This window comes from Vibrio sp. V42_P2S4T144, from assembly GCF_009904715.1.
Taxonomy (GTDB): domain Bacteria; phylum Pseudomonadota; class Gammaproteobacteria; order Enterobacterales; family Vibrionaceae; genus Vibrio; species Vibrio alginolyticus.
The window spans coordinates 1-9,311 of sequence record NZ_WXWS01000052.1; the positions used below are offsets into that span (position 1 = coordinate 1).

Genomic DNA, 9,311 nt, shown 5'->3' on the forward strand with positions numbered 1-9,311 from the left:
CTATTTAAACAACCGAAAAACAATCCGTTGACAAAATGGCAACATGATATATTTTGAATACGTAATCAAAACATAATTATTCAATTACGGAGGTGATTTATGGCCATGGTTGGCTTCGATGAAAAGTGGCGTGATTTTCCCGACTACATTCTTGGTATCACAAAAGAGATTTGGGAAGACCGAGGTTTAAACACCTTAGAACACTACTACTCTCCCGACATTGTTGTGCGTACTCCACTCTCTATCGTTCAAGGAAACGAAGGGGTGATCAGTGCAACAATGGCGACACTGGCCGAGTTTCCCGATCGCACGCTATATGGCGAAGACGTCATTTGGTCAGGCACCCCGGAACAAGGCATGCTTTCTTCTCATCGAATCATCTCTACTGCAACACACAGTGGCAACGGCTTCTACGGGCAAGCCTCGAACCGCAAAATTCGTTTCCGTATTATCGCAGATTGCCACGCTATCAATAACCAAATCAATGACGAATGGTTGGTTCGCGATCAAGCCGATATCGCGAAACAACTGGGTATGACGTCAGAAGAGTTTGCACGCCAACAAATCGAATTTGAAGGTGGCGTGGAATCAAGCCCATTTCCGTTCACACCTGAAGTCGACATTCCTGGACCTTATTTGGGCGTAGGCAACGACAACGAATATGGTCAGCGATACGAAGCAATTCTCAGAAGCCTTATGAATGCCGAGTTCTCTATAGTACCGAAAGAGTACGACCGCGCTTGCATCGGCGAATACAGTGGCGGTCAAACTGCCCTATCACACTCGGAAGTCGATCATTTTTGGATGGCACTTCGTGCGTCTTTCCCAAATGCTCAATTTACCGTTCACCATCGTATTGGCCGAGATGACGACATGATGTCACCACGCGCGGCAATTCGATGGTCTTTGCACGGTAAGCATGAGGGATACGGGATGTTTGGTAAGCCTTCAGGAAAAGAGGTTTACATCATGGGGATCAGCCACGCTGAGTTTGGCCCTTGGGGTCTTCGTCGCGAATTCACTTTGTTTGACGAGACCGCAATCTGGAAGCAAATCCTGCTACAACAAGGCTAACGGCTGACTAAACACTATTTATTAAAATCACAGACAGTAAGGAAGCAACATGTCACTCAACATCATCGAACAGTTCTACCAGAACTACTTCAAAGCCGCAGACATCGAGCAAAAACAGGCCGCTCTGCAAACTTTGAACCCTGACGTAAAATGGTGCGTGGCGCACCCTGTGAACGATCTTAATGGCCCAGATGCAACCCACGAATCTTTCCTCTCACCACTTGTGAATGCTTTGCCTGACGCCGAGCGCCGACCAATAATTGTGATGCACGGCGAATACGAAGGCCGCACTTGGTACAACTCTACCGGCTACTTTATCGGTACATTTGAACAACCACTGTTTGGCATCCCAGCAACAGGGAAAACACTCTACTTGCGTTACACCGAAATGGTGTGTGTGGAGAACGACCAAATCACCGAATCATACATGATTCCAGACTTCATCGATGCGATGAATCAAGCAGGCTGCAACCCTCTTCGTAAAAGCTTAGGTCACGATGGCTTGGTTCCTTCTCCTGCAACTTCTAACGGTATTCAACAATCTATTGTGTCTTTGGAAGAAAGTGAAAAGAGCGCCCAGCTGGTTGAAGATATGCTGTCTTGCTTGGGTCGTTTTGATGGCAAAGATCTTTTCTCGATGGATTTAGAAAACTACTGGCACAATGACTTCATGTGGTACGGCCCTGCTGGTATTGGTACTACACGCGGTATCAAAGGTTTCCGTAACCACCATCAAGCGCCATTTGTGTTTGCCTTCCCTGACCGAAGTGTCGATATTGAGGTCAATTTTTTGGCCAAAAATGACTACGTATCCACAGGTGGTTGGCCACATATGCATGGTACTCACACTGGTCACAGTGGATGGCTCGGTCTTGCCCCAACCGGAAAACACATCGAACTTCGCGTTATGGACATTTGGCGACGCGAAGGCGATTTACTGAAAGAAAACTGGGTGGCGATCGACATCGTTCATATCCTGCTGCAACTTGGCTATGACGTGTTTGCACAAATGAAAGAACAGTTAGAAGGACCTAATTATGCATGAGTTTGGCGCACTTAACTGGAGCATCCTTGGTGGATACATAGCCCTAACGCTAGTATTGGGTGCGGTGATTGGTAAGCGAGTAACTTCAGCTAGCCAATTCGCCTTGGGTGATAAGAACATCCCTTGGTGGGCGATCGGTATTTCAGTCGTTTGTACTTACGTCAGTGCCATGTCGTTCCTTGGCGGGCCAGCTTGGTCTTACAAAGAAGGCCTGTCGGTTATCGCGATTCACCTCAATTATCCGCTGGTGATCTTCTTCATCGTGGCTGTGTTTATGCCGTTTTTCTACAACAACGGTTTAACCTCTATCTACGAGTATCAAGAACGACGCTTCGGTAAGGCTTCACGACTGACTTTGTCGTTTATCTTCCTTATCAAACAAGCATTGAGCTCGGCAGCCGTACTCTACGCGACAGCAATGATTTTAGAGTTCATTACTGGTATCGACGTGATGTACTGCATCATGATCGTCACTGCAATTGCCCTCATCTACACCGTAATGGGCGGTATAGCGGCTGTCATTTGGACCGATGTTATTCAAGCAGTAATCTTATTTATTGGCGCATTCATCATCATCGAAGCCGTGTGGAATGGCATGCCTGCCCCGATGACGGAGGTCATGGCAGAACTCAAAGCGAAAGGAATGACAGATGCCCTACAAACAAGTTTTGACCTAAGCCAAGTAACGACGGTATGGGCCGGCGTTATCGCAATGACGATGTTCCACACCACCGTGTATGGCGGTAACCAGATGATGGTACAACGCTGTATGGCCGCGAAAAACATGGGCGATGCGAAAAAGGCAATGTTGATGATGGGCTACGTGGCCTTCTTTATTTACTTTGTCTTTATCTTGCTTGGCGTCCTGTTCAACGCTTATTACGACGGTAAAGAGTTTGAAAACGGCAATACCATCATTCTTCATTATGCGAGTGAATATGGAATGCCAGGCTTGATGGGCATCATTGCCGCAGCGATTCTGGCGGCAAGTATGTCGAGTCTCGATTCCGCATTTAACTCAATGGCGACCGTTTCTGTGGCTGACTTTTACAAACGCTTCTACAAGCAAAACGAGTCGGAAGAGCATTACTTGAAGGTATCGCGCTTCTTTACAGTTGCATGGGCAATTTTGGTCATCATTCCAGCAATCATGTTTGCCACCAGCACAGGCTCGGTACTGGAAGTGCTGAGTAAGGCAGGCTCTTACTTTGTCGGTGCGAGCTTCTGTATGTTTGTCCTTGGGTTCTACTCAAAACACATTACTGAAAAAGGCTTGTTGATTGGCGTTGCTGCTAGCTTCTTGGTGATTTGGTATGTAGCCGTTGCGACCGATATTGCGTGGCCTTGGTATTGCGTGATTGGCGTCCTTGTGAATGCCGTTGTCGCTTACATTGCTAGCCTTCTCCTGACGGGTAAACAAGATGAAATGCATCTTTACACAGTGAAAGGCCAGCAAGCGGAATATGCTCGTCTAAATAAACCAATCAAGGAAGATGGTTGGTATGTCGTTCCCGGCAAAATCGATGCTCCATGTTATGGCTTACTAGTGATGTTTGTATTCTCTCTCGTGATGCTTTGGGGGATCAACGCGTTTACCGACAACGCTCCTATGCTGATTAACTTTATGCGTGGCTGCTCTATTCTTGTCGCTACCGCTTGCATCGGATACATGGGGTATTCACTCCTCTCCCCGAAACGTAAAGTTGCAGTCAAACAAGCAAATTAATGTTCTTTACGTAGATACTGTACGTCTAACAAACGGACAGTATCTACGCTCTAGATCTAGTGCTAGCTCAAAGCAAACCAAATGGGTTAACCCACATTTTGCTTTTTAATACTCCAAAGCCATTATTCTACTTAGGATACCCCGTCAGAACATTTATGAATACGTACCTATTTATGCTAGTCTTATGACCTCAATTACTGGCAACTAAGTTTTATTCATGAAATCAATTAAACACGTAGTCACATCAAAAGATGTGGCAAAGATGGCAGGCGTCTCTCAATCTACTGTATCGCGCGTGTTTGTTCCGGGTAGCTCAGTATCCGAAAAGACCAAGCAAAAAGTCTTTGAAGCGGCTAAAGCCCTTAACTACCGCCCTAACGCCTTTGCACGTAGCCTGACCACAAACGAATCGAAATTGATAGGTTTGGTGTTTCCTGATGCGGATTACCCTATCCATATGAAAACACTGCAATTAATTTCCAGTGAGTTACAGAAAAAAGGTTATTCTGCCGTATTGATTCCATGGCAAGTGGATGAAGAAGAGGGCCACTCAATCCCAAATATCTTCCAGTATCGCGTCGATGGTGTCATTGCTGCTTCCGCAACCTTCAATAAGTCCCTTTATGAAGAATGTGAAGAGTTTAATATCCCAATTGTTCAATACGCACGAGTTGTTGAAGGTACTAGGAGTAGCTACGTTATCAGTGACAACTACGAAGCAGGCCAACAAGCTGCGCAACTTCTGCACAAAAGTGGCGTGAAGAACGCGGTTTATTTGACGGGAGAAGTGCCAACCTTTACGAATGACGAACGTCAAAGCGGCTTCTGCTCTGAATTTGAAGACCTAACCGGCAAGACGCCACGCATCATTGAAGCCAGCTATGACTACGCGAGCTCACTTGATAAAGTCCGTGCCATACTGGCAGACAAAAATCGGCCTGAAGCGGTGTTCTGTGCAACCGATAACCTTGCGATGGCGGTCATGGATATCGCCCGTATAGAATGCGGGTTGAGGATTCCTCAGGACTTACAAGTCATTGGTTTTGATAATATTCCTCAGACAGAATGGTTAAGCTATCAATTAACCACGTTCCGCCAGGATTTCCGTCGCCTCGCTCGCGAGTGCGTGAAGATCATTGTTGATCAAATTAATACGAAAAACGGCAGCCTAGTAAAAATGATGGTGCCAGTGAAGTTAATCGAGCGCCAGACAACAAAAGCTTAAATAGCTATAGCCAGCCATTCGGTTGGCTTTTTTATTTGCCTCTGACTCCCAAACGGCTCATTTAGTGTTGTAAGCATTAATGAACCCATGTATATTTATGAGCTATTACACTATATGAACCAAACAAAAAGAGGCTCATAATCCTTATGACCACGTATCTTTACACTCGTTATTCGCCAAAAAATCGAGCTTACCAAGAGCACCTTAATACTCTAAAAGCTTTTGCGCCCGAAGCTCAGCATTTTGAGGATAAGGTTCGTGGTTGCATGCCTCCAACCGAGAGAGAGGCATTCTTACGACTGCTCGATTCCGTCAGAGCTGGGGATACGATTGTGCTCTGGTGGCTGACCGCATTTGGTCGCGACTTTAGTCAAGCATTGAACACGATAAAAATGCTACTCGATAAAGGGGTAACATTGAAAACTGTATGTGAATCAATAACTTTTGAGCCAGGTTCTGTTCAGACTCAAACACTACTCACAGTGTTATCTGGATATGGGAAAGTGCAGACTGAACATCGCCTGTTTGCCGCAGAGCAAGGGCGACAGGCCATTAAAGAGCAGCCAGAATTATGGAAACAGAAGTTTCGCGGCCGCCCCGCAAACAAAACCAAACACCAACAGATCGCAACGTTGCTGCTAGAAGGCTACACATTGCAAAACGTAGCAGAGCAATGCGAAGTCAGTCTATCGACTGTGAAGCGGGTCAAAGCAAAGCTAAATGAAGTGGATGACGAAGGCGGCTTAAGATCACGACGCCAAAAAGGTTGTTTGAATGGAGACCAGTCATGAGTCGCCCAATCAACTCTCATACTATACTACTCGCCTGTCTTATTATTAGCGTTGGCCAGTTGAGCATGGGGCTAGTCATGCCCTCTTTGCCATGGATAGCAAAAGACTTTTCCATCTCCCTCGACCAAGCTCAACTACTTGTGAGTATTTATTTGCTCGGCTTTGGCCCCTCTCAATTTATCTACGGGCCAGTGTCAGATGCTTTAGGACGAAAAAGAGTATTACTTACCGGTTTACTCATCGCGATGTCTGGTCTGCTGATGATTATTTTCTTCAGTGACACATTTACAGGGATGGTGATGGGGCGCTTTTTACAAGGGTTAGGTACAGGATGCTGCGCGGTACTCGCGAGGGCGTCGACTCGAGATAGATTTAGCGGGGATGAACTCCCAGTGGCAATGTCTTACATCGCCATGGCGGCTTCAATCACGCCACTTATTGCACCTGTGATTGGCGGCTTTATCAACTTCCACTTCGGTTGGAGTATGGTGTTTATTTCTCTATTGGGCTATGTCTCGCTGGCCTGGGTAATCATCGCCTTTAAGTTCACAGAAACCATCACAAAACGTTCTGTCATTCCGTCACCCCGAAAAATGTTACTCCAATACAAGAGCTTACTTACGTCTCGTTACTTTATGAGTTTCGCCAGTATCAGTTGGTTAAACTTCAGCTTAATGATTACGACAGTCTCTGTGATGCCATTTATCATGCAAGATCAAATTGGCATGACCTCCGCTCAATACGCGATATGGGCGCTCATTCCCGCTTTGGGTATGTTATGTGGTACCACGATTTGTAACCGAGTAAGGCCAATTATTGGCAATAAAAAAATGCTGCTTTGCACCCCATTTCTTCACCTCGCTGCCGCAATATGGTTATTTTTCTGCCCTGTTGAGCCTCTATTTCTGATGCTAGGACAGCTATTAATGATCTTGGGTAATGGTATTGCCCTACCTTGTGCACAAGCGATGGTAATGCAACCTTATAAAAAGCAAGCAGGTGCCGCAGCGGCAATGTCTGGTGGTGGACAAATGGTCGTCTCCTCATTGGTCAGCTTAACTCTGGTGCAGCTTGGATTGAGTCAAGCATGGCATCTAGCGATCGTTATCGTAATATTTGCATCGCTTACCTTCACCAACATTCAACGTGGCTTTAGTGCAGAGCAACCTTCAGAACAATAACAACAAACATACTATTGTCCTTATAGCTACAACAAATCGTATAAATTTAAATTTAGGAAAAGTTGGCGGATACTAACATGATGTTGCATTTAAGAATGGGCGCCGTAACACTCGCCACATTGATATCCGCTGGTACTGATGCGAGCGCCAACGAGAACTGGCAGTTCGAGAGTGACAAGAATGGAATCACAATTTACTCCCGAGAACATAGTGACGGTTTAGTTGAGATCCGTGCCCGGATGTTCACACCCACCAGCTATGGTGCATTTTTAACGCTACTGGAAGACAGTGACAACATCCCGAACTGGATTGACAATGCCAGTCATAGCCGGGTTTTAAATCAGATATCGGCCACCGAGAACATCGTTTACACCCAGTTTAAAGCACCATGGCCTGCCAAAAATCGGGATATGGTCACCTACTCAAAGTACTGGGTCGATGAGCTGGGATTCACCGTAGAAATCAAAAGCGCACCTGACTCATATCTTGCTGAACAAAATGGTTATGTTCGAATTCGCTCGGTTGATGCGACTTGGGAGTTACAAAAACTCACAAACGATACAACACTCGTGGAATACAAGGCGTTTGCTGATCCCGGAGGTCTATTGCCAAACTGGCTGATCAACAAACTTTCAAAAGAAAGTGCATGGGCGACATTTGGTAACTTAAGAAAAGAGTTACCTGAATATCAGCAATACTCTCATCCTCAAATAGATGAGTAAGCGTCGCTCTTCCCACTCGCTTTTTAATGCGGTACATAATAACAAAAGGCGGCATATGCCGCCTTTTTCTACTCAATGTGTTACTGTTGTGCAACCGTTACAGGTTTAGTTGCACCACGGTAATCAAACTCAAAACCAATACCTTGGTCTGTCACGTCCATCGTCATACCACCAACAAGCTCGCCTTGTAAGCTTTTGACAACATCATCCGGAACCGGCTCCCCAGTGATTGACGACGCACTCTCTAACACTTCCAAAATACGCTCTGAATCAAAATCAAAGCTGAACAAGCCATTTGGAGAAAGTGATTGCGCCATCACTTCTTTGCTTGCTTCCGCAGCACTATCACCACTGTAAAGGGTGAAATGGTTTTCGTTTAGACGAGCAAACACGTCCACCTTCATGCCAGTATGCATTTCTAATAGGTCACTGACATTAACAGGTTGGTTATCCGGTTGAATTTGCAATTGAGCAAGTTCAGGAACGAACATTTGCGCAGTTTGAATAAGCATCATTGGATCATTGGCAGAAAGAGACAACATACCATCTAGCTGGCTAAATACTTCACCATGCTGAGCATTAGTATCTACTTTGATATCAAACATTTGCAGGCTTAAGCCTTTGAGGCCGTTAACCATGCCTGACCCCATGCTTACAGCGGCTGCTGGATTCTGGCCGCCCATCTCTTGCTGCATTTGTGTCAATAAAGAGCATTGATATTGAGGCTGGGTCAAGTCAGCCCAAATCTGACCAATCGATGGCGCTAGCGTATTAATGTCTAAACCAAGCGCCATACTAAAGAAACTCTTATCACTTTTAGACTCTGCCAATACACCACGAATCGACTTGAGCGCATCTAGAATCACTTTATTGTTGGACTCAACAACAAAAGAACCTTTAATGAACGCCTGATCGCCTTTCATCTTGTATTCTGCAAACGCGACGGACTGAGGCCAGTTTTCTGCAACTTGAGTAAGCTCAGTATGGCAGGCTGGTGAACGCATTTCCTCAATAGTTGGTTCAGGATCTATTGCATCCAACGTGCTGATTTGACGAGCAAACATATTGCCATCTTTCGTCGTCAAACCTTTAATCACTTCGCGATGATCAAAGTAACCAAAAGAGTTGTTGTTTTCACCGTATTTGGCTTGCAACGCCTCAAGGCGTCCACTGTCAGCAATATTTTGACTTGGTGCTTCAAGCCCTAATGCCATTTTAATCGGGTTTTGAACGCCCAGTTGCGGAACATCAACCGTTAACGTAAGCACGTTATCAACCACGGCTACAACCAAGCCAATACCGTCCTGCGGGTCAATTGAATCAGTCATCTCGTAACGACGATACTCGACTTCACCAAGCTTAACCAACTCATGCTTAGCGCCGCTCATCTGCTCTTCATGATCCAGTGTTTTCCATAACGCGGCAGGGTCTTCAATATCCACTTTGTACACCGGTACCATACCAATTGTGTACAACACAGGATTAATGTTTTCCCCGGTGCCCAAATAAGCTTTTAATGTTTCTGGCGACGCAGCACTCTCTAGGTA

At 45.7% G+C, this 9,311-nt stretch carries 8 protein-coding genes; 7 read left to right on the plus strand and 1 reads right to left on the minus strand.

The features are described 5' to 3' along the window. The first annotated feature begins 99 nt into the window (after positions 1-99). The 7 genes from CAG68_RS01645 to CAG68_RS01675 all read left to right on the plus strand — a co-directional run bounded on the left by CAG68_RS01645 (position 100) and on the right by CAG68_RS01675 (position 7,764). Complete coding sequence (locus CAG68_RS01645) at positions 100-1,074, plus strand: nuclear transport factor 2 family protein (RefSeq protein WP_053307979.1); 975 nt, start codon at positions 100-102, stop codon at positions 1,072-1,074. Positions 1,075-1,123: 49 nt separating this feature from the next. After that, the gene (locus tag CAG68_RS01650) at positions 1,124-2,119 is read left to right on the plus strand and encodes a nuclear transport factor 2 family protein (RefSeq protein WP_054578611.1); all 996 of its coding nucleotides are present in this window, start codon (positions 1,124-1,126) and stop codon (positions 2,117-2,119) included. Further along, on the plus strand, positions 2,112-3,845 hold the full coding sequence (locus CAG68_RS01655; RefSeq protein WP_017820102.1) for a sodium:solute symporter family transporter: 1,734 nt from the start codon (positions 2,112-2,114) through the stop codon (positions 3,843-3,845). The genes CAG68_RS01650 and CAG68_RS01655 overlap by 8 nt, the downstream gene beginning before the upstream one ends. 217 nt (positions 3,846-4,062) lie before the next feature. After that, positions 4,063-5,070, plus strand: coding sequence for a LacI family DNA-binding transcriptional regulator (locus CAG68_RS01660; RefSeq protein WP_017820101.1), 1,008 nt, complete (start codon positions 4,063-4,065; stop codon positions 5,068-5,070). Between the two features lie 146 nt (positions 5,071-5,216). Beyond that, the gene (locus tag CAG68_RS01665; protein WP_138939488.1) at positions 5,217-5,861 is read left to right on the plus strand and encodes a recombinase family protein; all 645 of its coding nucleotides are present in this window, start codon (positions 5,217-5,219) and stop codon (positions 5,859-5,861) included. After that, positions 5,858-7,042, plus strand: a complete 1,185-nt coding sequence (locus CAG68_RS01670; protein WP_054576560.1) for a multidrug effflux MFS transporter — start codon at positions 5,858-5,860, stop codon at positions 7,040-7,042. Before CAG68_RS01665 ends, CAG68_RS01670 begins: the two co-directional genes overlap by 4 nt. 77 nt (positions 7,043-7,119) lie before the next feature. Then, positions 7,120-7,764 carry an START domain-containing protein gene (locus CAG68_RS01675; protein WP_104976385.1) on the plus strand — a complete coding sequence of 215 codons (645 nt, stop codon included), beginning with the start codon at positions 7,120-7,122 and terminating at the stop codon, positions 7,762-7,764. An 80-nt stretch (positions 7,765-7,844) separates the two neighbouring features. Here the strand turns inward: CAG68_RS01675 and CAG68_RS01680 are convergent. Then, positions 7,845-9,311, minus strand: a 1,467-nt coding sequence (locus tag CAG68_RS01680; RefSeq protein WP_161440714.1) for a hypothetical protein, incomplete at its 5' end; no start/stop codon positions are given.

What these genes read in the sequence shown, in the direction of transcription:
- CAG68_RS01660 (WP_017820101.1), top strand. Translation starts at nt 4,063, where the DNA reads ATGAAATCAATTAAACACGTAGTCACATCAAAAGATGTGGCAAAGATG.
- CAG68_RS01670 (WP_054576560.1), top strand. Translation starts at nt 5,858, where the DNA reads ATGAGTCGCCCAATCAACTCTCATACTATACTACTCGCCTGTCTTATT.
- CAG68_RS01675 (WP_104976385.1), top strand. Translation starts at nt 7,120, where the DNA reads ATGATGTTGCATTTAAGAATGGGCGCCGTAACACTCGCCACATTGATA.
- CAG68_RS01655 (WP_017820102.1), top strand. Translation starts at nt 2,112, where the DNA reads ATGCATGAGTTTGGCGCACTTAACTGGAGCATCCTTGGTGGATACATA.
- CAG68_RS01645 (WP_053307979.1), top strand. Translation starts at nt 100, where the DNA reads ATGGCCATGGTTGGCTTCGATGAAAAGTGGCGTGATTTTCCCGACTAC.
- CAG68_RS01665 (WP_138939488.1), top strand. Translation starts at nt 5,217, where the DNA reads ATGACCACGTATCTTTACACTCGTTATTCGCCAAAAAATCGAGCTTAC.
- CAG68_RS01650 (WP_054578611.1), top strand. Translation starts at nt 1,124, where the DNA reads ATGTCACTCAACATCATCGAACAGTTCTACCAGAACTACTTCAAAGCC.